Source organism: Gordonia crocea (assembly GCF_009932435.1).
In the GTDB taxonomy this organism is placed as follows: Bacteria; Actinomycetota; Actinomycetes; order Mycobacteriales; family Mycobacteriaceae; genus Gordonia; species Gordonia crocea.
The window spans coordinates 774480-798363 of record NZ_BJOU01000001.1; the positions used below are offsets into that span (position 1 = coordinate 774480).

A 23884-nucleotide genomic window follows, 5' to 3' on the forward strand; every position below is an offset into this window, starting at 1 on the left:
GTTCACCACGTTTTAATCACTGATTCAATCGATGATTGAATATTACCGACGGGTAGGAGGGAGCCCCCTGCGGGGCTATGGGGCGGGCGCTAGGCTGAAGGGCGTGTCAGAACACTTTGAAACCGTTGTCCTGGGTGCAGGGCCCGGTGGGTATGTGGCCGCGATCCGGTCCGCCCAACTCGGCCGCACCACCGCCGTCATCGAGGAGAAGTGGTGGGGGGGTGTCTGTCTGAACGTCGGGTGTATCCCGTCGAAGGCCCTGCTGCGCAATGCCGAGCTGGCCCACATCTTCAACCACCAGGCCTCGACCTTCGGGATGAGCGGCGAGGTGAGCTTCGACTTCGGTTCGGCCTTCGACCGCAGCCGCAAGGTCTCCGACGGCATCGTCAAGGGTGTCCACTACTTGATGAAGAAGAACAAGATCACCGAGATCGACGGGTACGGCGTCTTCCGCGACGCCAAGACGATCGTCGTCCGCGGCGGAGACGCCTCCGGGACCGGCGACCGTGAGATCACCTTCGACAACGTCATCATCGACACCGGTTCGGAGGTGAAACTCCTTCCCGGCGTGCAGCTTTCGGACAACGTCGTCACCTATGAGACGCAGATCCTGTCGCGCGACCTGCCGTCGTCGATCGCCATCGTCGGCGCCGGCGCGATCGGCATGGAGTTCGGTTACGTCCTGGCCAACTACGGCGTGGACGTCACGATCATCGAGTTCCTCGACCGGGTGCTGCCCAACGAAGACGCCGACGTGTCCAAGGAGATCGCCAAGGCGTACAAGAAGCTCGGCGTGAAGGTGCTGACCTCGACGAAGGTGCAGACCGTCACCGACAACGGCTCCTCGGTCACCGTCGCCTACGCCGACGCCAAGGACCAGCCCGGTGAGATCACCGTCGACCGCGTGCTGATGTCCGTCGGGTTCGCCCCCCGGGTCACCGGCTTCGGCCTGGAGAACACCGGGGTGGAGCTGACCGACCGCGGTGCCATCGCCATCGACGACCACATGCGCACCAACGTGCCGGGGATCTACGCGATCGGCGACGTCACCGCCAAGCTGCAGCTCGCCCACGTGGCCGAGGCGCAGGGGATCGTCGCCGCCGAGACCATCGCCGGTGCCGAGACCATGACGCTGGGCGACTACCGCATGATGCCCCGTGCCACCTTCTGCCAGCCGCAGGTCGCCTCCTTCGGGCTGACCGAGGCGCAGGCTCGCGACGAGGGTTATGCGGTCAAGGTGACGACCTTCCCGTTCAGTGCCAACGGCAAGGCGCAGGGCCTGGGCGAGACCGCCGGGTTCGTCAAGCTGATCACCGACACCACCCACGACGAATTGCTCGGCGCGCACCTCGTCGGCGACAACGTGTCGGAGTTCCTGCCGGAGCTGACGCTCGCCCAGAAGTGGGACCTGACCGCCAACGAACTGGCGCGCAACGTGCACACGCACCCGACGATGTCGGAGGCGTTGCAGGAGGTCTTCCACGGCGCCATCGGGCACATGATCAACCTGTAGCCCCCCGTCCACGCGGATCGGCCCAACGGTGAAAACCGTTGGGCCGATTGCGTTTCTAGCAGGTGCAGGCTACTCCGGGTCGGCTGCCCCCTCCGCGTCGTCGAGATCGGTCGCGACGTGGAACGGCGGTGTGCTCTTTCCGATTATCCGGTAGCGGTCCCAGAAGTCGACGTCGCCGACGAAGCCATCGCGGGTGCCCTGTGGCGTCCGGATGACGGCTGGCATGCGGGCCAGGTCGCCGACTATCTGGGACAGCGTTTCGTTGGGATCGATGCGGCCCATCCAGCGGAAGATTCCGTCGATCGGTTCGCGGTAGCCACGCATCTCGACCTCGACGTCGATCTCGGTGCCGCGAATCACGACTGTCGCCGGACCGCGGTAGTCGGAGTCCTCATGCGGATCGTCGTCAAATGCCGGAGTTGCCATAGCGGCTTCCTTTCTCGTGGTGCGGGTCCGTCCGGTCGTTCGGGACGCGGGCTTTCCCATTCTTGTTCTATATCTGGAAGTCCAGGTATATGGTACTCAGAGTACAAGTAATTTACGTGATGTGCATCACGGAACGGGACTCAGATGAAGAACGCGACGCATACCGAGGACGACCGCGACTGGCAGTACGACATCGTGCTGTTCGGGGCAACCGGATATGTGGGTGGCCTCACCGCGCGGGAGATGGCGCGAACTGCGCCGCCCGGGGCGCGGATCGCCCTGGCCGGCCGAGACCGGGGCAGGCTCGCCCAGGTGGCCGACGCGTGTCGGCGCGAGGGGGCTGCCTTCGACACGATGATCGTCGATGTCGAGCGCCCGGAGACGGTGGCGGCGATGGCCGCATCGACGACCGTCGTGGTCACGACCGTCGGTCCGTACACCCAACACGGCGCCGCGGTGGTTCGCGCATGCGCCGAGGCGGGCACCGACTACGCCGACCTCACCGGGGAGCCGCTCTTTGTGCGCGACAGTATTACCAGGTTCTCCGGCGCAGCCGAGGCTAGTGGTGCCCGGATCGTCCACAGCTGCGGTTTTGACTCGGTGCCCTCGGATCTCCTGGTCGCACTATTGGGCGAGGCGGCCCGTGCCGACGGCGAGGGAGAACTCACCGAGACGACGCTCGTGGTCCGCCGGATCCGCGGGGGGGTCAGCGGCGGCACCGCGGCTTCGGGGCTTGCCCACGCCGTCACAATGGCGTGGAACCCCGAGGCGCGCCGCGCCGCCCGTGACCCCTACACCCACAGTCACTGCCGGGGCGAGGAGCCCGACCTGGGCCCGCAGTCCGACGGGCAGTTGGTCCGGCTGACCGACGTCGACCCGGATCTGCGGGGTTGGGCCGGGGGATTCTTCATGGCTCCGCACAACTCCCGGGTAGTTCGGCGCAGTAACACGCTGACCGACTGGTCCTACGGGCGCGGATTCGCCTACCGCGAGGTCATGGCGATGCCCGGCGGAGCGCTGGGCGCGATCCCGGCGGCGGCGATGGCCCTCGGTCTGTCCGGGGCCATGTATCGCACCGTCACCGTGCTGCGGCTCATGCCCGCCGCGTTGCTGCGAGCGCTCGCCCCTCGTCGGGGCTCTGGGCCGAGCGAGCGGGCCCGTAGTCGCGGCCATTTTGCGTTCGAGACCTATACGCGCACTACCCGCGGCGCACGGTACCGGGCGACCTTCGCCATGCGCGGGGACCCGGGCTACGCGGCCACCGCCGTGATCCTGGCGCAGGCCGGCTTCGCTCTCGCCTTCGACCGGGGTCGGCTCTGCGTTGACGGTGGTGTGCTGACCCCCGCCGTCGCCATGGCGAAACCACTGACACAGCGCCTCGTCGACCGTGGGGTCGACCTGCGCATTGACCGGCTGGCGGACAACCCGATTCGCCCGGCGTCACCTGAAACCGCTGTCCACCTGAAGGAGAAGGAGATCTCTCATGGCTGAGTTCGATAGGGATGAGACCACCCGTGCACCGCTGACCGAGGAGGGGCGGTCGGCGAAGTATCGCGCGCGCATCTCACAGCGCGAGCAGACCGCGCAGCGTCTGCTCTTGGCTGCGGCGGAGGAGGCGTACAGCGGCGATCTTGACGTCAATTGGGATGCGCCGGTCGAATCGGATCTCGACTGGTTTCCCGAACGATTGTCGTCGCTGTACGGCTCTCCCGAGTGGAAGCGGATGAGCACGGCGCAGCGTCGCGAGTTGGGTCGTCGTGAACTGGTCAATGTATTGACCTTCGGGATGCGGGCCGAAGCCGCCATGACCATGCTGATGTTCCGCTCGATCGCCGAGGCCGATGACCTCATGGGCGATATCACGCGGTACACGCTGAAGGCGATCCAGGAGGAGACCCGCAACACCTCTATGTTCTCCCGCGTGATCAACAAGACGGGCCTGCCCATCAATCGGAAGTACGCCGAGGGGTGGCTGATCTCCGAACTCGTGGTGTTCATCCCGGCTGGCCTGATCACCGACGGCCTGATCCTCATGCTGCAGGAGGCAATCCACAGCTACGCGGTGGCGATGGCCTCCGACAGCTCCCTGCAGCCGCATGTGCGCCAGACGATGCGGATCCACGAGATGGCCGACCGTCGCCACCTCGAGTTCTCCCGCCACGAATTCCGCCGTACCGCTCAGGCTTCGCGGCGAGTATCGCGGATCGTTGGTGGCCACGTGCTTGCCATGGCAGCCGCACGTCTCTATCCGATGGTGCTGAACGGCATGGTCTATCCGCCGATCGGAATCCCGGCACGCCGGGGTCTGCGTATCGCGCGTTCGGGCGACCAATACCCCATGCGTGCCCGGGCGCTGACCGACTCCTTCATCAGCGAAGCGAAGGAGGCCGGCCTGTTCCGCACGCCGACCGAAAGGCTCCTGTTGCGCAGGGGGAAAGTCTGGCCGGACTCGGTGCCCAACACCGCCCCGAGCCGTTGAGGATCGACCTTGACAACCGCCGTGAATTAAATCACAATGGTACTCATAGTACCAGGTACTTTTAGTTAGGAGCTGAATCATGACTACGGAATACGTGACGTCCAAGGCTGTGAACGAGGTCGGCGCGTCGGCCAGCACCGGCCGTGCCGTCGGCGATCGACAGAAGACTGCGCAGCGGCTGTTGCGGTCCACCGCTGACCGCGCGTACAACCCGGAACTGGACATCGACTGGGACCGTCCCCTTGCGCCGGACAAGGCGTGGATCATGGAACACCGGCAAACGCTCTACGGCACGAAGCTGTGGGAGGGGCTTACCCCCGAGGAGCGCCGGGAACTCGGCAAGCATGAGACGGTGGCTGTCCTCAGTTTCGGCCTCTACGCCGAGGTCGGACTGTCGATGATGCTGATGCGATCGGTGCTGCAGAGCCGCACCATGGTCGACGACCACTGCCGCTACGCACTCGCTGAGGTCGGCGAGGAGACCCGGCATTCCACGATGTTCAGCCGGATGGTCAACAAGTCCGGGGTGAAGCCGTACAAGTACCCGCGCGGGCTGAGCAAGCTCGTCCGCCTGGTGGCGTTCGCCCCGGTTGGCCCGGCGTCCTACGCGGGCACCCTTCTCATCGAGGAGATCCTGGATCGGCTGCAGCGCGAGGGGATGGCCGACGAGACCCTGCAGCCGCATCTGCGCCAATTGATGAAAATCCATGTCCTCGAAGAGGCGCGTCATATCACCTATGCGCGCGAGGAGATGGTCCGCTCGATGGCGGCGCACGGCAAGGCGTACAACGCGTTGCACCGCGGTGCCTTCGCGGTGATGGTGTTCGGCGTGATGCCGGCATTGGTCAACCCCAAGGTTTACCGGTCGGTCGGAATCGGAATGCTGCGCGGCCTCATTGCGAACCAGACCAGTCCCCGCTATCGGGAGAATGCGGTGTACTCCGGGGAGCCGCTCCTGCGCTTCTGCTACGAGGCAGGCTTCATCCGCGGCGCGGTCTCCACCCGGATCCTCCGCATGGCGCGTGCGCTGCCGCCCGATGTGGTCGCCGAGTTGAAGCGCAAGCCGCCCAAGGCGGTCGCCGCATGAGCCGCCGCCTCGTCACGACCGACGACGGTATTGGCCTGTCCGTGGTCGTGGAGGGTGCTCCCGGTGCTGAGACGTCAGTGGTCTTCTGCCACGGCTGGACTCTCGACTCGACGCTGTGGTCCGATGTGGTCGGCGGCGCGCTGCCTGCGTTGGGGGAGTCAGCCGCGCTGATCCGTTACGACATGCGGGGGCACGGCCGCTCGTCGGCGGGCGTACGCGGTACCGCGTCCATCGAGCGGCTGGCCGCCGACCTCGCCTGTGTCATTGAGGAGTGTGCGCCGGTCGGCGACGTGATCCTTGTCGGACATTCGCTCGGCGGGATGACGCTGATGGCCTTCGCTCAGCAGTGGCCACAGGTCTTCGACGAGCGGGTGGTCGGCACTCTCTTGGTCGCGACGTCGGCGGGGGATCTGTGGGACCCGGTCAAGCGGATCCCCGGTTTCATCGCCGCGGCGCCGGCAGTGCTGCGGCTCGGTTCGCCGTCGCGGTTGCGGGCGAATCCGCTCACCCGGTTCGGGCTGAGATACGGACTGTTCGGAGGCACGGCTCGCCGGCACGATCTCGACGCGACGGTCGCGGCGATGCGCAGCGTTGACCGGGATACCTACGCCGATCTCGGGCAGGCCCTGCTCCAGCATGACCGCGCAGGCATCCTTCCCGCCTTCGCCACCAAGAACACGGTGGTGTTCGCCGGGTCCAGCGACCATCTCACCCCGGCCCGCCACGGCCGCCGCATCGCCGAGGCGATCCCCGGCGCGCTGTATATCGAGTCCCCCGGCGCGGGGCACATGATCCCGATCGAACGGGCGACCGACGTTATTCGCGAAGTGGTCAGCGTCGCGCGCGCCGCCCAGGCCGATCCGGCCCGACGAGAGGCCGTCTCCGCATAACGCGGCAGCGGGCCCGCATCCGCACCGGCGATGCCGGATACCCATCCCCCGGGGCGCACAGCGCAGACACGGGTGCCCCGACATACCCATCGGACCCAATCAAGGAAGCAGAACATGGCAGCGAAGACAGCAAGCTCGGCCAAGGAGCACAAGGCGAGAACCGGCGAGGGCGAGGAAGTGGCGGACGGTCGGCCGATCGAGACCGGCGTCGTCATCATCGGTTCGGGGTTCTCTGGACTCGGAATGGGGATCGCGCTGAAGAAGGACGGCCGCGACGATTTCGTCATCCTCGAGAAGGCCGGTGATGTCGGTGGCACCTGGCGGGACAACACCTATCCGGGTGCGGCGTGCGACGTGCCCACTCACCTCTATTCGTATTCCTTTGAGCCGCGGTCGAATTGGGAACGGCTCTGGTCCTACCAGCCGGAGATCTTCAACTACCTCAAGGAGGTCAGCGAGAAATACGGGCTGGGGCCGCACCTGCGCTTCCACCAGGTGGCGCAGCGGGGTTACTGGGACGACGAGGAGATGCGCTGGCACCTGTGGACCGCAGACGGCCAAGAGTACGTCGCCCAGTTCGTCGTGTCCGCGATCGGGGCGCTGCACATCCCGAGCATCCCGGAGATCGACGGGATCGAGAGCTTCGGCGGGCAGGTGTTCCACTCAGCCCAGTGGGATCACTCTGTGGATCTGACCGGCAAGAAGGTCGCCGTCATCGGCACCGGGGCGAGCGCGATCCAGTTCGTTCCCGAGATCGTCGACGAGGTCGGCCAGCTGCAGCTCTACCAGCGCACTCCCGCCTGGGTCCTGCCGCGGGAGAACGTCGACATCCCGCCGGCGGTTAGGCGTGTCCTGGCACGTGTCCCGGGGGTGCGCCGGGTCTTCCGGTCGAGCCTCTACTGGGGCGCCGAGGCGGGCGCCTACGCCCTCAACAACCGCCCGGCCCTACTCAAAGCGGTCGCGCTACTCGGAAAGGCGCACATCCGGCGGCAGATCGACGATAAGGAGCTGCGCGCCAAGCTGACCCCCGATTACCGGCCCGGCTGTAAGCGGCTGCTCGGCTCCAATACCTACTACCGGGCGCTCAACCTGGCTAAGTCGGAGGTGATCACCGACTCGATCGCCGGTGCGACGGCCGGCGGCCTGGTCACCGCCGACGGGCGGGAGCGACCAGCGGACGTCATCATCTACGGCACCGGGTTTCACGTCACCGACTCTTTTGAGTCCCTGTCCATCAAGGGCAAGGATGGCGCCGATCTTGTGGGCCGCTTCCGCGAAGAGGGGCCGATGGCGCATCGGGGCATCACCGTGGCCGACATGCCGAATGCGTTCTTCCTCCTCGGGCCCAACACCGGCCTCGGGCACACCTCGATCGTGTTCATGATCGAGTCGCAGATCCACTACGTCCGCGACGCCATCCGCCTCGTGAACCAGCGCGGGGCCGATGCGATCATGCCGCGCGCAGAGGTCCAGGCGGCCTACAACGAGGACGTGCAGCGTCGCCTGGCCAACTCGGTGTGGAACACCGGCGGATGCCAGAGCTGGTACCTCGACGAGCACGGCAACAATCGGACGCTGTGGCCCGGATACACCTGGCGTTACTGGCTCAGCACTCGACGGGTGCGGCCCCAGGAGTTCGAGTTCCTCGCTCGCAACGGTGCGGGCGATCCCAACGCCCGACAGCGCGGCGTGGCCGCCGTCGGTGCCTGACACGAATCACGAAAGGACACGACATGAAGAATTTCCGGAACAGAGTCGCCGTCATTACCGGCGCAGGATCGGGTATTGGGCGCAGCCTGGCGCTGCGTTTGGCCGACGACGGTGCGGCGCTCGCGCTCTCGGACATCGACACCGCGGCTGTGGCCGAGACCGCTGCGCTGTGCGAGAAGGCCGGGGTGAAGGCCATTCCCTACACGCTCGACGTGGCCGACAAGGACGCCGTGTACACCCACGCCGAGGATGTGATCAACGAATTCGGCCGCGCCAACCTGTTGTTCAACAACGCCGGGGTCGCGCTCGGGGCCGAGGTCAAAGACATGACGTGGGCCGATTTCGAATGGCTGATGAACATCGACTTCTGGGGTGTCGCCTACGGCACCAAGGCTTTCCTGCCGCACCTGATCGACTCGGGTGACGCCCACATCGTCAACGTCTCGTCTGTGTTCGGGTTGATGGGGATCCCGACGCAGAGCGCGTACAACGCGGCGAAGTTCGCCGTTCGCGGATTCACCGAGTCGTTGCGACAGGAGATGAAGATAGGGAAGTACCCGGTCGGCGTGACGTGCGTGCACCCGGGAGGCATCAAGACCAACATCGTGGCCAATGCTCGAGGTGTGGACGCGATGGGTCGGGCCGAGTTGGCACACAAGGGATTCCAGCTCATAGCGGTGACCAGGCCGTCCTCGGCGGCGCGGGCGATCCTCCGGGGTGTACGGGCGAACAAGCCGCGCGTGCTGATCGGTCCCGACGCGCGCGTCTTCGACGCCATCCCGCGCCTGGTCGGGCCGCGGTACCAGGATGTCGGTGCTCCGTTCGCGCGCGTCGGGTTCGCGGTCGGGGAGAGGCTCGGGTTCTCGCTGTGACCGACACCGACACCGACACCGATCCCGGTACCGTCGCGGCAAACACACACGTCCAGACGCTGGAGGTGCTTGAGGTCATCGCCGAGACCGCCGATGCGGTTTCAGTGGTGCTGGAGGTCCCCGACCGGCTGGTGACCAAGTTTCGGTACCTGCCGGGGCAGTTCCTGACGGTGCAGGTGCCCGGCGCGACCGACGGCGACCCCGCGGTGGCGCGCTGCTACTCGTTGTCCAGTTCGCCTCACCTGGACGACCATTTGATCATCACGGTCAAGCGAGTCGCCGGCGGCCACGCGTCGAACTGGATTTGCGACCGCCTGCGGGCAGGGGACCGACTCACGGTCCTGTCCCCTTCGGGAAAGTTCGTCCCCCGCTCGCTGCATCAGGATCTGCTGCTTGTCGGTGCAGGGAGCGGTGCCACGCCGTTGCTGTCGATTGCGAAGTCCACGCTGATCGGGGGCAGCGGTGCAATCTTCTTCTTCTATGCCAACCGATGCGAGGAGGACATCATCTTCGCGTCCGAGCTCGAAGAGATCATGGTGGAGTTCCCCGACCGATTCGCGGTCCGCCACCACCTCGACGACCGCGACGGGCAGGTCACTCGGGACTACTTGGCGAACCGGCTCGAGCCTTACGGTAAGTGCGACGTCTATCTGTGCGGTCCGGACGGATTCATGACGGTGGCCCGCGAGGCGCTAGCCGACGCCGGGGTGCCCGAGTCGCATGTGCACACCGAGATCTTCCAGTCGTTGTCGGGAGATCCGTTCGCCGACATCGTCATCCCGCCGATCACCGAGGGGGCCGAAGACGCACGGGTTCGGGTCGAGGTGGCCGGGGAGGAACACAATCTCTCCTGGCCGCGCGAAGTCCCCTTGCTCGACGTGCTGTTGTCGAAGGGGATCGACGCACCGTACTCGTGCCGGGAGGGCGCATGCAGCGCGTGCGCGTGCACGATCCGTTCCGGCGACGTCCGGATGCTTCGCAATGACACGCTGGTCGACGCCGACCTGGCCGCGGGCCTCACGTTGGCCTGCCAGGCGGTGCCCATCTCAGACGAGGTCGAGATCGAGTTCGATCAGTAGCCGACTGACGTTTCAGTTCTGATAATTCGCTTCCTAGCGGGAATGCGTGTGATAGAACTGCAACCAGTAGTACTAGATACTAAAAGTTCGTGCAGCCTGGGGTCTCCGGGGGATTGAGAGCAGCAATGGGTATTCGGCGTCGATACAGCCTGCCGATGGACGACGGGTGCGAGTTGTTCGTGACTGAGGAAGGGCCCGCGGACGCCGTCGCGACGATCGTCGCGCTGCACGGCCTGTCGTTGACCTCGCAGGTCTTCGAGGACGTCACGGCTCGGCTCGTCGCGGCCGCCACCGTGCGGGTCATCGCCTACGACGCGCGCGGCCACGGCGGCTCGGGCCGTGACGAACCGGACCTCGAGCGGCTGGCCGACGATCTGGCCCACGTGGTCCGTCGGCTGGTTCCGTCCGGACCGCTGGTTCTCGTCGGACACTCGCTCGGCGGGATGACGATGCTCGCGTTGGCCCAACGCCATCCGGCGCTGGTCGCCGAGCGGGTATCGGGCGCGGTGTTTGTCGCGAGCACGCCCGGGGGCGTGGCGGCCGCGGTGCGCCGGCTCCCGGGTGCTTCGGCGGCGATCAAGCTCGTGCAGGCGGTCGTCCGGCGCGCGTCGATTCCCCGTCACCCGCGCGTCGTGCTCCGGCAGTTCGCCCGATTCGCCTTCGGGTCCGGCCCCAGTGTCGATCACCTCCGCCGCACCCTCGACCAGTCCCGACAGGCGCACATGCCCGCGGTCGCGTCGCTCGTCGGCTCCATCCTCGAACACGAGCGCTTGGCGCATGTCCCCGCGTACGGAAACGCGCGCGTGACGATCTTGTCCGGCGCCAAGGACAAGTTCTTCCCCCTGGCGCACGGTCGTGCGATGGCCCAGGCCGTTCCGGCGGCGCGCCTGATCGAATACCGGACCGGCGGCCACATGCTGCCGCTCGAGCAGACTGCCGAGGTCGCTCTGCAGATCCTCGGCGTCGTCGCCGAAGCCGCGCCGGCCAACGTGATCGACGCCCAACTCGTGGAGGAACCGGGCTGATGGCTCTTCGACCGAGGGTGTCGGCGTGACGGTGACCTCGACAGACTCGCCGTCGCGCCCGCGCCGGGTGACCGACCTGCCGCAGCGCCTGATCAAGTGGGCGGTGGACTCGGCCATGATGTCGGTCGCCACGACCGGGCGGGCGCTGAAACTCTTCGTGCTCGCCACGGTGTACGCGGTGACCGACATGCTCTCGGGCCGGTTCAAGTGGCACGAGGCCGCGTAGAAGGCGTGGTTCATTATCCGCGTGACCGCGTTGCCGGCGATCCTGGTGTCCGTGCCGTTCGGCGTCATCGTCACCGTGCAGGTCAGCAGTCTGAGCCAGCAGGTGGGCGCCACTTCGATGGCCGGCGCCGCCGGCGGACTCGGCGTGATCCGCCAGGGCTCGCCGATGGTGTCGGCTCTGCTTCTCGGCGGTGCGGCCGGATCGGCGATCGCCGCGGACTTGGGCGCCCGAACGATCCGCGAGGAATTCGAGGCGATGCGCACCATGGGCATCGATCCGGCCCGGCGGATAGTCGCGCCGCGGATGCTCGCCATGCTCGCACTCGCCCCGATGCTGTGCGTACTGATCATCTTCATGGGGATCGGCGTCGGCTATGTGCTCACCATTGTTTACCAGGACGGCGTCCCGGGTAGTTACATGAGTTCGTTTGCCGCCTTCGCCACGATGGGAGACCTCATCGTCGCGCTGAGTAAGTCGGTGATATTCGGAGTCGTGATCGTGATCGTTGCGTGCCAGCGCGGGTTGGAGGCGACTAGTGGCCCGCGCGGAGTGGCACAGGCAGTGAACGCGGCCGTGGTCATCGGGGTCATCGCGGCTTTCATCCTGAACGTGATCATCACCCAGCTCGTCTCGATGTTCCTGCCGGCGCGGATCGGGTGATGCGGTCATGGTGACGATTTCGCAGACGACGTTCGGCCAGTCGCGGCCCGGGCGGGCGATAGGGCGCGCGTGGGGGGCAGCGATGTTCCCGCTCGACGAGCTCGGGAGGCAGATCGGCTTCTACTGGGCGATCGTGATGTCGGTTCCGCGCACTCTGCGCTACTACCGGCGCCAGATGATGACTGTGCTGACCGATATAACGTTCGGTAGCGGAAAACTCGTCATCGGTGGGGGCACCGTGTCGGTGCTCGTGCTCATGGGACTGGCCGTCGGTGCGTCTATCGCCATCGAGGGATTCAGTGCCCTCAACATGGTCGGCATGGGCCCCCTGACGGGGTTTGTCTCCGCCTACGCCAATACCCGCGAGATGGCGCCGATGATCGCCGCCGTGGGGTTCGCCATCCAGGCCGGGTGCCGGATCACCGCTGAGGTCGGTGCGATGCGGATCAATGAGGAGATCGACGCGCTGGAAGCGATGGGAGTCGAACCGATCCCGTTCGTCGTGACTACGCGCGTCATCGCGGCGCTGATCAGCACCATCCCGCTCTATTTGCTGACGCTGATTCTCAGCTACCTCTCCTGCTCGGTTGTGGTCAACGTGATCCACGGACAGTCCTCGGGTACATACAACCACTATTTCGAGGCATTCATCCGCCCCGAGGATGTCCTCTACTCGGTCATTAAAGTCGCCGTTTTCGTAGCACTGATCACGCTGGTGCACAGCTATCAGGGATTCTTCGCCTCCGGCGGCCCGGAGGGGGTCGGGCGCGCGTCCGGCCAGGCCATCCGGGCGAGTCTGATCGTCGTCGTGCTCGCGGACATGATCCTCACCCTCACCTTCTGGGGCCTCGACGTCGGCGTGCGGATCTCGGGGTGATACTGAATGCCTAGTCTGCTGCCCCAGAGCCCACACCGGTCGCCCAGTGCCCTGGCCGTGCGACTGCGAGGGCTAGTCGCGCTGCTGACGATCGTCGCGAGTATCGCCATCCTCGCCGCCTATGCCCGCGGCGAATTCGACTCGCGCTGGCGGATCAATGTGGACGCGGCCACGATCGGCGAGGGCCTGGTCACCGGTGCCGACGTCAAGCTCAACGGTTTCGCTATCGGGCGGGTCCGGGCGATCGAGACGGTCGGCTACGGCCGCCAGCGCATCGCGCTGGACGTCGAACCGGCGCAGGCCGCCCACCTCACCGACCGCGTCACGGCCAGATTCACCTCGTCGAACATGTTCGGCGCGACCGGCATCGAATTGATTCCGGTGCCCGGCGGCACTCCCCTGCGGGACGGCGACCTGCTGGTCATCGGAGCGGACTCGGCGCAGATCACCGTGAGCGGTTTGTTCTCGCGCGCCGGCAAGGTGGCGAGGGAACTCAGCTCGCCGGAAGTCCTGGACCTGGTCAACCTGATGGTCGACAACTCTCGTGGCCTGGGCCGCTCCATGGTCGCCTTCTTGCAGATCGCGGCCATGCTGCGCGACGAGCAACGGGGGAGTCTGAGCAAGTACCTGGAGGTGGGCGCCGAGATGGGCAGCGCGATACAGCGGCTCACCCCGTTGATCGTGGCCGGCGTCGTCGACCTCGTCGAACAGACCGAGTACTTCGGTCCGAAGGAGAACCGGGAGCGGACGAACCGCGCGATCGGGGGACTCAACAAGCGGCTCCTCTACCCGGCGGGCGACCTGGTGGCCAAGCACGAGAAGAACTTCTCGACGATCATCACGACGGCGCTCGACCTGGTCATTCCGATCAGCGTCGCGATCGGCAGCCTGGCGCCGACCTACAACGGGATCCCGGAGATCATCGCGAACATCCGATCGGCGTTCCCGGAAGTCGCCGGGAAGCCCCAGCTGCAACTGCGCATCGTCGCCACCAATTTCCCGCAGGTGGTCAGTGCGCTGCCGCAAGCCCGACGAGGTGGACGATGAAGACGAAACTGGGACTCGCGTCGAAGCTGGGCGCGTTCGCCGCACTCGTGGTCGTGTGCGCGGTGCTGATCGTGAACAGCATCCTGACGCCGGTCGAGGGGGACAAGCACGACTTCACGGCGGTGATCACCGATGTCTCCGGCCTCTATCCGGGCAGTGATGTCCGCATGTCGGGAGTGCAGATCGGCAAGGTCGTCGACATCAAGCTCGACGGCACCGTCGCCAAGGTCAAGTTCGACGTGACGACCGACCGGACGATCTACGACAACACGAGGGTGGCGGTGCGCTACCAGAACCTGGTCGGGCAGCGTTACCTGGAGCTCCTCCGCGCCGAGAAGGACGGCGCCCCGCTGCCGCCGGATTCGACGATCCCGGTGCAACTCACCGTCCCGAGCTTCGACGTCTCCCGGCTGTTCAACGGCCTGCAGCCGCTGTTCACCACGCTGGATCCCGCCGCCTTCAACACGCTCGGCCAGAATCTGCTGCGCGTCATCCAGGGCGACGGCTCCGGCATCGGTCCGGCACTGCGCGACGTACGCGCGCTCGCCGATCTCGCCACCGACCGGCAGAAGGTGGTGAGCATACTGATCGCCAACCTGGCGATCGTGTCCCAGGAGATCGGCGGCAAGTCGGCCCAGGTCGGCAAGTTCGTGCAACAGCTCAACACCATCGTCGGCAACCTCGCCAACCGCGCCGACGGCATCATCGCCAGCTCGCTGACCGCCAACGAGACCCTGACCCGCGGCGCCGACCTCCTCGATCAGCTACAGGAGGCCTACGACGACAGCTACGATCCGCTCCACCAATTCCTGCACCGGATCTTTCCGCCGACCGCACTGATCGCGCAGGCCCTCGAACTGCTGCCCTCGCTGATCTCCGGGTTCAACAACTCGTTCCGCACGACAACCGCACCGACGGAGTTCCACTGCCACCGGGGGCGGGCCGACATCCCCGGAATCGGCCGGCTCGTTCTGGGCAATCAACGTCTGGTGGTGTGCCGATGAGGAAACTGCTGTCCGATCTGGGGATCATCGGCAACTCGGACGTTCGCTGGGGACTGGTGGGCATGGCGGCGGCCGCCGTCGGCCTGGTCGTCGCCGGCCTGATCTTCATCATCCCGTTCGGTGAGCGCACTTACACCGCCTACATGAAGAATTCCGGCCAGTTGCAGCCGGGCGACGAGGTGCGGATCGCGGGTGTGAACGTCGGAAAGGTGCGCTCGGTATCGCTCGACGGCGCCCGCGTGAAAGCCAGGTTCACCGTCGATTCCGGGGAGATCCTGGGCGACGCGACCTCGGTCGAGGTCAAGCTGCTGACCCCGGTCGGGGGACATTATCTCGCGGTCAAGCCCGCTGGCGACCGGCCGTTGGGAGACGTTCCGATCCCCGAGCATCGAGCCAGCGACTCGGTCGAGCTGACCCAGGTGATGGAGTCGGCGGCGCCGGCCTTCGGGGCCTTCGACGGCTCCACCCTGCGCCAGACCATTCTCGAAGTGAACCGGGCGATCGACGGCCAACCCCTGGCCGTCCGCAATCTGCTGACCGACGCGACAGATCTGATGACGGGGCTGGCCCGGCAGTCTGATCAACTCGACACCGGCAGGCGGGTCGCCGACGAGTACGTCGCTGCGATCGCCAACGACAAGGCGCTGCTGGCCGAGTTCGTCAGGCAGCTTGGGGTGGTCGCGGTGAAACTCGGCAAGCAGCGCGAGAACATCGTGACCACGTTCCAGAGTCTGCGGCGACTGGCGAAGTTCGTCCAGCGCCCAATCATGGCCTTCGGCGACCAGATCGAGCCCTCGATCTCCAACGTCGAAGAGGTGTTCCGCACGCTGACGGCCGACCTCTCCAAGATCGATAGGGCGATCGCCGGCCTCACCGAGGCGATCCAGACGCTGAGCCGGATGCTCGGATTCAAGGGCATCCTGTTCGACCAGTCGCGAATCGTTGTGCGCAACAGCGGGCTGTGCGTACCGGGCCCGGGGCAACGATGCTGAGCGAGTGGACGCGCGGCCGGTTCGCGCGGCTCTGGGGCTGGCCGATAGCCGTCGCCGCTGCGGTCGTCGCGGTGGTGGTCAGCGCGGTCGTCATCTCCGCCGCGGCTCCGTTCGGCATGGCGAGTCTGGCCCTGTGGTCGCGCAGCGTGTGCGCACAGTTCGCCGACGCCACCGGCCTCTACGTCGGCAACAACGTCTCGATGCTCGGCGTCACCGTTGGACGGGTGACCGGTATTGAGCAGCGGCACGACTCGGTCGAGGTGCGAATGGACGTCGTGCCCGACCTGAAACTGCCCTCCGACACCGGTGCCGTCATCGCGGCGAGTTCGATCGTGACCGACCGGCGAGTCGAATTCACCAAACCCTACGTCCGCGGGCCGGAACTGTCCGACGGCGAGTGCATCTCGCGCGAGGGTACCCGCACCCCCAAGGGGATCAGCGACGCCCTCGACGGACTGAACCGCACGGTGTCGGCCGCCCTCGGAACCGACGATCCGACCAAGGCGCGTGAAGGGGCGAAGGCCCTCGAAGAGTTCGTGAACAACGCCACCACGATCGCCGACGGGAACGCCGGTCAGCTCAACCTGTTCCTCGCCGCGACGTCGAAAGCGCTGGGCGACCCGGCCGTGCTCGACACGTCGGCCCGGCGGATGGTCGATTCCCTCCAATCGCTGACCACGATGTTCGTGACGAATTGGCCCGACTTCAACAAGCTGCTGGACAACCTGAGCAACATTGCCAAGCTGATCCAAGGGTCGACCAACGGGCTCGGGGAGGCGATCGCCTACGCCAACGACTTCCTGCCGGTGTTGGTGCGCAACATCGGGAAATACGATCGCCAGCTCTACGGAATCGCCGACGCGCTGGTGCCCTATGCCCACGAGTTGCTCAAGCGGGCCGACAACTTCGTCGACCTGCTGCTCTACCTCCCGGCCGCCATCGGCAAGCTTCCCGGCCTGGTGGACCCGATCCTGCGGGCGCTGCTGTTCACCTACAAGTCGCCGCGGTTCGAGACGTCGGTCAACGGGCAGCAGACCACGGTCGATCTGGCCGATCTGCTCAACTCGATCAACGGAGGCCGACGATGAGGAAGCAGGCGAGGCGGTACTTGATACTGCTGACGCTCGTGGCACTGGTGACCACAGGCTGCGGCGTGCGGGCCATCGACATGCCGCTGCCGGGAACGGCGGTGTCCGGTGACACCTACCGGGTCTCGATCGAGTTCGCGAGTGCGCTGAACCTGCCGGAGAAGGCCAAGGTCTTCGTCGACGGCGTCGAAGTCGGCATGGTCGACACGATCAGGCTCGAAGGCCGTACCGCAGTCATCAACGTTTCGATCCGGCGCGACGTGCAGTTGTCGACGCGAACGCAGGCGAGTATCAGGCAGTCGTCGCTGCTGGGCGACCTGTTCGTGGATCTGAGTGTTCCGCAGGAGGAATCGCGGTCCCTGCTGCGCGACGGTGGCCGCATTCCGATCGGCCAGACGGTCCCCGCCGACAACGTCGAGGACATGTTGCGGTCGATGTCGATGTTCGTGATCGGTGCCCCGACCGAGGGACTGGCCAGGATGGTCAACGAGGTCAACGCGTCGTTCCCGCCACCCGCGGAACTCGCTTCGCTGCGCCGCTTCGGGATGGCCGCGCTGCACGAGCTGGCCGACAGCCGCCCAGTCGTCGAGCGTCTCCTCGCCTCGTCGTCGTCGATCGTCGCAACCGTCGGCAAGAACGCCGGCCGTGTGGACTTCCTGCTCCAGAACGGCCCGCCCCGTACGGCCGGGCTGGCGGATGTCCTCTTCGGCGTGGTGGACCTGATGTTCGGCATGGCGCACCTGACCAAGCCCATCACCCCGCTGCTCAAACCCAACACCCCGGAGTTGCGCCGCATGATCGGCATCCTCGAACCGATGGGTTTGGCCGTCGCCTACGCCGACTACACCGTGCCCCAGAACCTCGAACTGACCAACAGTCTGCTGCGGGACAAACTCGTGCCCTTCTTCAGTTCGCCGCTCAACGTGCGCGTCCGAACCGACAAGCCGGCGACGGCGCAGGCCGATCAGATGATCGGCGTCCTCCGCGCGATCGGAATGGTCCGATGAAGCTCCCCGCTCCCGTGACCCTCCTGCTGCTGGCCATCATCACGGCGCTGGGCAGTGTCTACATGGCGTTCGGGGTACTCGGCTACAACCCGGCGAAATCGTCGTCGACGTTGACCGTGCTGATGCCTTCCTCCGGCGGGTTGATGAATACATCGCTGGTGTCGCTGCGCGGCGCGCACGTCGGCAAGGTCCTATCCATCGCCGAGGCCGAGGACGGCCTGCGGGTCCGCATCACGGTGGACGCGAGCGCGAAGATCCCGGTCGACTCGACGGTGCGGGTCGCGAACCTGTCCGCGGCCGGCGAGCAGTACATGGACTTCCAGCCGGCCGCGCTCGATCCGCCGTTCCTCGCCGACGGCGCCGTGGTGCCGGCCGACCAGGTGAAGCCGGGGACCACGGTCGGCGAGGCATTGGCGAAGCTGGACGCCTTCACCAACGCCATCAGCGCCGATTCGCTGAACACGTTGATCACGACGATGCGCGGCGGATTCGCCGGGCGGGAGCAGGACTTCGAAAAGGTCATCCGGGCCACATCGATGTTCGGCCAGCTGCTCACCGACAAAGCCGCCGAACTGCGCCAGCTCTACCGCAATCTCCAGACGCTCGGCGACCGCTTCGCCGGCTACGGCCCGCTCGTGAGCCGGGCCGCGGGGGACATCGGCGCCGCGATTCCCGACGTGCTGTTCATCGTGGCGCAGTTCGAGCGGTACTCACACGTCGGCGAGAAGGTGTGGAAGGACCCGATCGGGCCGCTGATCGACAAGCTGACCGGTTACTGCGCGAAGCTGTGCCCGGACTTCGCGCTGATCGCCTCGATCCTCGGCCCCTACACGAAACTCGTCCGCCCGATCCGTGTCGACATCACCGAGCTGCTGCGCGCGGCGAAGATGGTCTTCCCGGGAGACGGCACCGCCCACGTCGCGGTCATGAGACCGCCGCGATGATTGCCAGCCCACCGACCGCGAAGCGGAGGAAACAATGAACGCTACGACGAAAGGCCGTCCCGTGACGGATGTCGATCGCTCCGACGATGCCGGCGAGCCGGATCCGGTACCCGCCGAAGACGGCGATGCACGGTCCTCGCGACGGTGGGTCGCACGCACCGCACCGCCGCTGCCGAGGCCGTCGTTGCCGGCGCTGTCGTTGCCGTCGCTCGCCGTCCGGCGATGGGTCCTGGGCGGCGTCGGCGCGATCCTCCTGGCCGCCCTGGTGTTCTGCGCGCTGGGATGGCGCTCGTCGGCCGCGGACCTGCGAGCAGCTCGCGCCGAACAGGCGGACATCGCCGCCACCAGCCAGGTGGCCCGCGACTACACCCTGCGGTCGCTGACCTACGACCACCGCAGGCTCGACGACTTCTTCTCCGGGGTGAATCGCGGTGCGACTCCGGGGCTGCGCGCCAAGTACCGGGAGGTCCGGGAGACGCTGACCGACATCATGAGCAAGTCCCAGGTGGTCGCCTCGGGCGAGGTGCTGGGCACCACGGTGACCAGCAAGAAGCCCGGACGCTACGAGTTCCTCGTATTCGCGACGCAGAAGACCCAGAACATCCAGCAGCCCGAACCCGCCGAGGTGCCGAATCTGCTGAAGGTCACCGTCGTTAGGTCCGACGGCAAGTGGCTGGTCGACGATTATGCCTCGAGATAACCGACCTGCCTCGAGATAGCCGGCGCAAGCCCTTGCGCACTCACCATGGAACTCATAGTATGCGATACTATGAGTTCCATCACGTTGACACGACCCGAAGACCCCGTCGCCGTTGAGAGTCGGGGTGCGCGATTCGTGCACCGCGACGGAGTCGAGATCGCCTACTACTCTCACGGAGACCCCGCGGCGCAGACCATCGTCTGCGTGCACGGCTGGCCCGACTCACACGCGCTGTGGGACCGCGTGGTCCCGCTTCTCGCCGACCGTTTCCACGTGGTGACCGTCGACAACCGGGGAGCGGGGTCGTCGACCAACCCCTCCTCGTACACCGACTTCAAACTCAGTGAGATGGCGGCCGACTACCTCGCGGTCGCCGACGCGGTGAGCCCGGACCGCCCGGTGCACATCCTGGGGCACGACTGGGGCAGTGTCGCCGCCTGGGAGTTGGTGACCGACGCGTCGTCGGCGGCGAGAATCGCGTCGTTCACCTCGGTATCGGGACCGTCGGGCGATCACGTCTCGAAGTGGGTCCGGCGCCGCCTGAGCCGGCCCACGCCGCGCAACCTCGCCCTCGCGCTGGGCCAGGTCGCCTCGCTGATGTATATGTTCGGGTTTTCGACTCCTGTGGTCCCCCAGACGTTGATGCGCCTCACGATGACCGAGGGTCGCTGGCGCCGGGGGCTCGCGCTGGCCGAGGGCATCGACGCCGACGCGATCAGCCTCGGCCCGACTTTCGCTGCCGATATCCGCCAGGAGCTGCGGGTGTACCGCGCGAACTTCCTGCCCACGGTCCTGCGCCCGCAGGAACGCACGACCGACGTGCCGGTCCAGGTCATCGTCGGCACGCGCGACCCCGCCGTGCGGCAGTCCTGCTACGAGGATGAGGCGCGGTGGAATCGACGCACCTTCCGCCGGGTTCTCAACGCCGGCCACTGGTTGCCGTTCTCCCATCCGCAGACGCTGGCTCGAGCGGCGGCCGAACTGATCGACCACGTCGACGGAAAGGCGCCGTCGCGGGAGCTGCGGCGCGCCGAGATGCGACTGCACCGCGACGAATTCGACGATCACCTGGTGGTCGTGTCCGGCGCGGGCAGCGGCATCGGGCGGGAGACCGCCCTCCTGTTCGCCGCGCGAGGTGCGGAAGTGGTCGCGTCCGACATCGACCTCTCGGCGGCGAAACGCACGGCGAAAGAGATCGTTAAGTCCGGCGGCACCGCGCACGCCTACCAGCTCGATGTCTCCGACCCGGCGCAGGTGCGGGTCCATGTCGACGCGGTGCTGCAGGCGCACGGCGTGCCGGACATCGTCGTCAACAACGCCGGCGTCGGCGCCGCGGGCGACTTCCTCGCCACCCCGGAGGAGGAATTCAACCGGGTGCTCTCGGTGAATCTGCTCGGGGTGGTCAACAGTTCGCGGGGCTTCGCCGCCGCCATGGTCGAGCGCGGGCAGGGCGGGCACATCGTCAACCTGTCGAGCATGGCCGCCTACAGCCCGGGCAAAGGCATGTCGGCCTACACCACCAGCAAGTCGGCGGTCTTCTCGTTCTCGGACTGCCTGCGCGCCGAGCTGGCCGAGCACGGGATCGGCGTCACCACGGTCTGCCCGGGCATCGTCCACACGAACATCATCGCCACGACGTCGGTGTCGGGAGTCAGCCCCGAGGAGGAACGAGAACTGCAGCAGGTCGGCGACCGCGCCTACGCGCTGCGGGGCTACGGCCCGGAGAAGGTGGCCAAGCAGATCGTCGACGCGGTCCGCGCGAACCGGTCCATCCTCCCGGTGACACCGGAAGCCAGAATCCAGTACCACGTGAACCGTCTGGCGCCGGGACTCGTCCGCTTCGCGGCGTCGAAGGGGAGCATGACCGACATGATCAAGTTCGTTCCGCGGCGCTTCCGCGACACTGTCGGGGAGTCGGCGCGATGAGTTCCTGGGATGTGTTCTCGATGCCGGATCTGACCGGGCGCCGATTCGTCGTGACTGGCGCCAACGGCGGTCTCGGCGCGGTGGTGACGCGCGCGCTGGCGATGCACAACGCGTCGGTCGTGATGGCCTGCCGCAACGAGGCGACCGGCCAGCGGGTGGCCGACGAGTTGGGCGATCGCGTCGAGGTGGCCCGTCTCGACCTGGCCGACCAGTCGTCGATTCGCGAATTCGCGGACGGCGTCGGTGAATTCGACGTGCTGATCAACAACGCCGGGCTGATGTATGTCCCGTTCAGCCGCACGGTGGACGGATTCGAGACCCAGTTCGGGGTCAACCACCTGGGCCACTTCGCGCTGACCGGACTGTTGCTGGACAAGATCGCCGATCGCGTGGTCACCGTCTCGAGCATCGCCCACGCGCACACGCCCAAGTTGTGGATCGATGACCTCAACTACGAGCGCCGGCGGTATCAGCGGTTCCTCGCCTACGCCCAGTCGAAGCTGTCGAATCTGATGTTCGCCCGCGAACTCGATCGGCGGCTGCAATCGTCGGACCGGAAGGTCAGGTCGTTCGCCGTGCATCCCGGTGTATCCGGAACGGATCTGTTCGCGCGCACCGAGACGATCGCCGACCGGTTCACCAAGCTCGGGGCCGCGACGATCGGCCATTCGCCCGAAGCGGCCGCCGAATCCACGCTTTTCGCGGCGACCGAGCCCGACGCCGACCCGACAGTGTTCTGGGGGCCGACGCGGTGGGTCATCCAGTCCCGCGGTCCGGTGGGCGCGGCCCGGACCTCCCGGCTGTCGAGGAACACCGATCTGTGGGGCAGGCTGTGGGACCATTCCGAGTCGATGACCGGTGTCAGCTATGCGGTTTGACGTGTCAGTCGGATGATTGTTGACTACGGTGAAACTCATGACGAACTCGGGCGATCGCCGGGCGATGTGATGGCGGCCTCGCCGCCGCCGACCTCGCGGCTAGCGCGCGGTCGGCAGATGACCGCACTCGCGGCCAACCATGTCGTGCGCGACGTCGGCTTGCGGGTCTCGACGGTGGGCAAGTCCGCCGACGAGAAGAACCGTGCCCGCGAGAAGTCGATGATGCTGCTCGCCAACCAGCTGACGCACGTGCTCGGCGGCATGAAGGGTGCCGCCATGAAGGTGGGGCAGATGCTCTCGGTCATCGAGCTCCCGTTCCTGCCGGAGGAGGGGCGCGCCGAGTTCCAGGCCAAGCTCGCGGTGCTGCGCGACAACGCTCCTGACGTCGGCTACGACACGATGCGCAGGGCGATCGAGCGCGAACTCGGCCGGCCGATTCCCGAGGTGTTCGAGTCCTTCGACCAAGCGGCGGTCGCGGCGGCATCGATCGGCCAGGTCTACCGGGGCAGGCTGCATGACGGCCGGGACGTGGCGGTCAAGATCAAGTACCCGAGCATTGACGCCGCGGTGCGGGCCGACATCAAGAACCTGGTCGCCTTTCTCAAGTTCTGGCGCAGCCTGGTGCCGACGCTGGCGTCGCGCGAGTTCCTCGCCGAGCTCCGGTCGACCCTGGCCAACGAACTCGACTACGCCGCGGAAGCGCGAAACCAGGCGCGGATGGCCGACGCTTATGCCGGCCACCCGTTCATCGTCGTGCCGCAGGTGGTACGGGAGATCTCGACCGGCAACATGCTGGTCACCGAGTGGTTCGACGGCGAACCGCTGGATCCGGTGCGGTCGATGCCGGCGGCGGAGCGCAATCGGCTGGGGGAGATCCTCTACCGCTTCTACGTCGGCACGATCTATCGGGAAGGGGAGTTCTGCGGCGACCCGCATCCGGGGAACGTGCTCGTCGGTTCCGGGGGGCGGGTCGGGTTCGTCGACTTCGGCGCGTACAAACGGATGGATCGCGACGCTCGCGACTTCGAGACCCGGCTGTGGCGCGCCGGGGTGGCTCGCCGCGGCGACGAGATCCGGGCGCTGGCGGTCGCCAGGGGGGTGATCGACGAAGATGCGCCCATCACCGAGGAGGACTGTCTGCGATTCACCCTCGACGCCTTCCACTGGCAGATGACCGACGAGGAGATCGCCATGACTCACCGGCGGGCGAGTGGCGTCATGTCGGTCATCGACCCGAAGTCCGAAGATTTCGGCGACATTCGACGGCAAACCCTTCCGCCGGAGCATCTCGTGTCGCGCCGCGTAGACATGGCCACCGCCGGAATGCTCGCGCAACTGGAAGCGAAAGCGAACTGGTGTCGAATCGCGAGTGAGTGGCTAGTCGACGCGGCGCCGGCGACCGAACTTGGACGTCAAGAACAACGGTGGCGCGCGGCGCGGTGATCACCTCACGC

23 protein-coding genes are annotated in these 23884 nt (G+C 66.6%); 22 read left to right on the forward strand and 1 reads right to left on the reverse strand.

Annotation, left to right across the window (positions count from 1 at the left end; translation table 11 throughout):
* Positions 1-103 precede the first annotated feature (103 nt).
* Positions 104-1513: a dihydrolipoyl dehydrogenase gene (lpdA, locus tag nbrcactino_RS03690; RefSeq protein ID WP_161926132.1), complete on the forward strand. Its 1410-nt coding sequence runs from the start codon at positions 104-106 to the stop codon at positions 1511-1513.
* Positions 1514-1582: 69 nt separating this feature from the next.
* On the opposite strand, the gene nbrcactino_RS03695 is transcribed toward lpdA, so the two are convergent.
* Positions 1583-1939, reverse strand: coding sequence for a DUF4873 domain-containing protein (locus nbrcactino_RS03695; RefSeq protein WP_161926133.1), 357 nt, complete (start codon positions 1937-1939; stop codon positions 1583-1585).
* Between the two features lie 144 nt (positions 1940-2083).
* Here nbrcactino_RS03695 and nbrcactino_RS03700 point away from each other — a divergent pair, with 144 nt between their 5' ends.
* The 21 genes from nbrcactino_RS03700 to nbrcactino_RS03795 all read left to right on the forward strand — a co-directional run bounded on the left by nbrcactino_RS03700 (position 2084) and on the right by nbrcactino_RS03795 (position 23873).
* The gene (locus tag nbrcactino_RS03700; protein ID WP_161926134.1) at positions 2084-3430 is read left to right on the forward strand and encodes a saccharopine dehydrogenase family protein; all 1347 of its coding nucleotides are present in this window, start codon (positions 2084-2086) and stop codon (positions 3428-3430) included.
* A complete protein-coding gene (locus tag nbrcactino_RS03705; protein WP_161926135.1) occupies positions 3423-4418 on the forward strand; it encodes a diiron oxygenase in 996 nt (331 codons plus the stop codon). The genes nbrcactino_RS03700 and nbrcactino_RS03705 overlap by 8 nt, the downstream gene beginning before the upstream one ends.
* A 79-nt stretch (positions 4419-4497) precedes the next feature.
* Positions 4498-5505 (forward strand): AurF N-oxygenase family protein, encoded by a 1008-nt coding sequence (locus tag nbrcactino_RS03710; protein ID WP_161926136.1) that lies wholly within the window; start codon positions 4498-4500, stop codon positions 5503-5505.
* The gene (locus nbrcactino_RS03715) at positions 5502-6395 is read left to right on the forward strand and encodes an alpha/beta fold hydrolase (protein WP_161926137.1); all 894 of its coding nucleotides are present in this window, start codon (positions 5502-5504) and stop codon (positions 6393-6395) included. The genes nbrcactino_RS03710 and nbrcactino_RS03715 overlap by 4 nt, the downstream gene beginning before the upstream one ends.
* Positions 6396-6509: 114 nt before the next feature.
* Positions 6510-8105, forward strand: a complete 1596-nt coding sequence (locus tag nbrcactino_RS03720; RefSeq protein ID WP_161926138.1) for a flavin-containing monooxygenase — start codon at positions 6510-6512, stop codon at positions 8103-8105.
* Between the two features lie 23 nt (positions 8106-8128).
* Complete coding sequence (locus tag nbrcactino_RS03725) at positions 8129-8977, forward strand: SDR family NAD(P)-dependent oxidoreductase (protein WP_161926139.1); 849 nt, start codon at positions 8129-8131, stop codon at positions 8975-8977.
* A complete protein-coding gene (locus tag nbrcactino_RS03730) occupies positions 8974-10056 on the forward strand; it encodes a ferredoxin--NADP reductase (protein WP_161926140.1) in 1083 nt (360 codons plus the stop codon). The genes nbrcactino_RS03725 and nbrcactino_RS03730 overlap by 4 nt, the downstream gene beginning before the upstream one ends.
* A 179-nt stretch (positions 10057-10235) precedes the next feature.
* The gene (locus nbrcactino_RS03735) at positions 10236-11081 is read left to right on the forward strand and encodes an alpha/beta fold hydrolase (protein WP_161926141.1); all 846 of its coding nucleotides are present in this window, start codon (positions 10236-10238) and stop codon (positions 11079-11081) included.
* Positions 11082-11106: 25 nt separating this feature from the next.
* On the forward strand, positions 11107-11307 hold the full coding sequence (locus nbrcactino_RS18470) for a hypothetical protein (RefSeq protein WP_228460663.1): 201 nt from the start codon (positions 11107-11109) through the stop codon (positions 11305-11307).
* 15 nt (positions 11308-11322) lie between these two features.
* Positions 11323-11967 carry an ABC transporter permease gene (locus nbrcactino_RS03740; protein WP_371864549.1) on the forward strand — a complete coding sequence of 215 codons (645 nt, stop codon included), beginning with the start codon at positions 11323-11325 and terminating at the stop codon, positions 11965-11967.
* An 82-nt stretch (positions 11968-12049) separates the two neighbouring features.
* Positions 12050-12844, forward strand: a complete 795-nt coding sequence (locus nbrcactino_RS03745; protein ID WP_228460812.1) for an MlaE family ABC transporter permease — start codon at positions 12050-12052, stop codon at positions 12842-12844.
* A gap of 57 nt (positions 12845-12901) precedes the next feature.
* Positions 12902-13891: an MlaD family protein gene (locus nbrcactino_RS03750; RefSeq protein ID WP_228460664.1), complete on the forward strand. Its 990-nt coding sequence runs from the start codon at positions 12902-12904 to the stop codon at positions 13889-13891.
* A complete protein-coding gene (locus nbrcactino_RS03755) occupies positions 13888-14895 on the forward strand; it encodes an MCE family protein (RefSeq protein ID WP_161926144.1) in 1008 nt (335 codons plus the stop codon). Before nbrcactino_RS03750 ends, nbrcactino_RS03755 begins: the two co-directional genes overlap by 4 nt.
* Complete coding sequence (locus nbrcactino_RS03760; protein WP_161926145.1) at positions 14892-15887, forward strand: MlaD family protein; 996 nt, start codon at positions 14892-14894, stop codon at positions 15885-15887. Before nbrcactino_RS03755 ends, nbrcactino_RS03760 begins: the two co-directional genes overlap by 4 nt.
* Positions 15881-16975 carry an MCE family protein gene (locus nbrcactino_RS03765; protein WP_161926146.1) on the forward strand — a complete coding sequence of 365 codons (1095 nt, stop codon included), beginning with the start codon at positions 15881-15883 and terminating at the stop codon, positions 16973-16975. The genes nbrcactino_RS03760 and nbrcactino_RS03765 overlap by 7 nt, the downstream gene beginning before the upstream one ends.
* Positions 16972-17982 carry an MlaD family protein gene (locus nbrcactino_RS03770; protein WP_161926147.1) on the forward strand — a complete coding sequence of 337 codons (1011 nt, stop codon included), beginning with the start codon at positions 16972-16974 and terminating at the stop codon, positions 17980-17982. Before nbrcactino_RS03765 ends, nbrcactino_RS03770 begins: the two co-directional genes overlap by 4 nt.
* The gene (locus nbrcactino_RS03775; protein ID WP_161926148.1) at positions 17979-18926 is read left to right on the forward strand and encodes an MlaD family protein; all 948 of its coding nucleotides are present in this window, start codon (positions 17979-17981) and stop codon (positions 18924-18926) included. Before nbrcactino_RS03770 ends, nbrcactino_RS03775 begins: the two co-directional genes overlap by 4 nt.
* 61 nt (positions 18927-18987) lie before the next feature.
* Entirely contained in the window at positions 18988-19626 is a 639-nt protein-coding gene (locus tag nbrcactino_RS03780; protein WP_161926149.1) for a hypothetical protein, read from the forward strand.
* A gap of 78 nt (positions 19627-19704) precedes the next feature.
* Positions 19705-21552, forward strand: a complete 1848-nt coding sequence (locus tag nbrcactino_RS03785) for an SDR family oxidoreductase (RefSeq protein WP_371864550.1) — start codon at positions 19705-19707, stop codon at positions 21550-21552.
* Positions 21549-22430 carry an oxidoreductase gene (locus tag nbrcactino_RS03790; protein WP_161926150.1) on the forward strand — a complete coding sequence of 294 codons (882 nt, stop codon included), beginning with the start codon at positions 21549-21551 and terminating at the stop codon, positions 22428-22430. Before nbrcactino_RS03785 ends, nbrcactino_RS03790 begins: the two co-directional genes overlap by 4 nt.
* A gap of 117 nt (positions 22431-22547) precedes the next feature.
* Positions 22548-23873, forward strand: coding sequence for an ABC1 kinase family protein (locus nbrcactino_RS03795; protein WP_161926151.1), 1326 nt, complete (start codon positions 22548-22550; stop codon positions 23871-23873).
* Positions 23874-23884: the final 11 nt, after the last annotated feature.